The organism is Rathayibacter tritici (genome assembly GCF_002932875.1).
GTDB classification, from domain to species: Bacteria; Actinomycetota; Actinomycetes; order Actinomycetales; family Microbacteriaceae; genus Rathayibacter; species Rathayibacter tritici.
The window spans coordinates 1-635 of record NZ_PSWS01000030.1; the positions used below are offsets into that span (position 1 = coordinate 1).

Below are 635 nucleotides of genomic sequence, written 5' to 3' on the forward strand. Positions count from 1 at the left end.
TGCGCGCGGTGACCTGGTGACGACGAGCGGGCCGCTGGTGGTGTCCGAGATGGTCGCGCGGACGTGGTTCGGCACTCGGCACGACTATGATCATTTGATCAGCCTATGTGTATAGGCCCCCTTGCCTTGAAGGTGGGAGGGGGGGTATACTAGAATCATGCCGAAGCCGCAGAAGTACCGAGACGTGGTGAAGTTCCTCCGCTCCCAAGGGTGGGTTCTCCTGCGTCAGGGGAAGGGTAGCCACGAGCTGTGGGGCCTGCCTGATGAGTCGGTCAAAGAGATCGTCCCGCGGCACTCAGAAGTGTCGGCCGGCGTGATTCAGCAGCTCATCAAGAAGCTTCCCGAGACTCCTCGGGAATGGCGCTAGGAGGACCGGATGACCACACGGCATTTCACTGCCACCGCTGAACGAGACGGCCGCTGGTGGCTCGTCACCATCCCCGAACTCGACACCGTGGGCCAGGCTCGCAGTGTCGGAGAGATCGGCGCCGTCGCCCGCGAGGTCGCCGCACTCTTCATCAACGTGCCGGAGGAGGACGTCACCGTGACGGTGACCGTGCATGTCACTCCCGAAGCCGAAGCACTCTGGCAGGAAGCGGAGGCGGCCGAGCGGGAGTCCCGCGCAGCCCAGGAAC

At 64.1% G+C, this 635-nt stretch carries 2 protein-coding genes; both read left to right on the forward strand.

Annotated elements, in window-relative coordinates:
• Positions 1-157 precede the first annotated feature (157 nt).
• Positions 158-367, forward strand: coding sequence for a type II toxin-antitoxin system HicA family toxin (locus C5D07_RS04570; RefSeq protein WP_097167995.1), 210 nt, complete (start codon positions 158-160; stop codon positions 365-367).
• Positions 368-376: 9 nt separating this feature from the next.
• A partial coding sequence (locus tag C5D07_RS04575; RefSeq protein ID WP_104258790.1) for an antitoxin HicB occupies positions 377-635 on the forward strand: 259 nt, incomplete at its 3' end.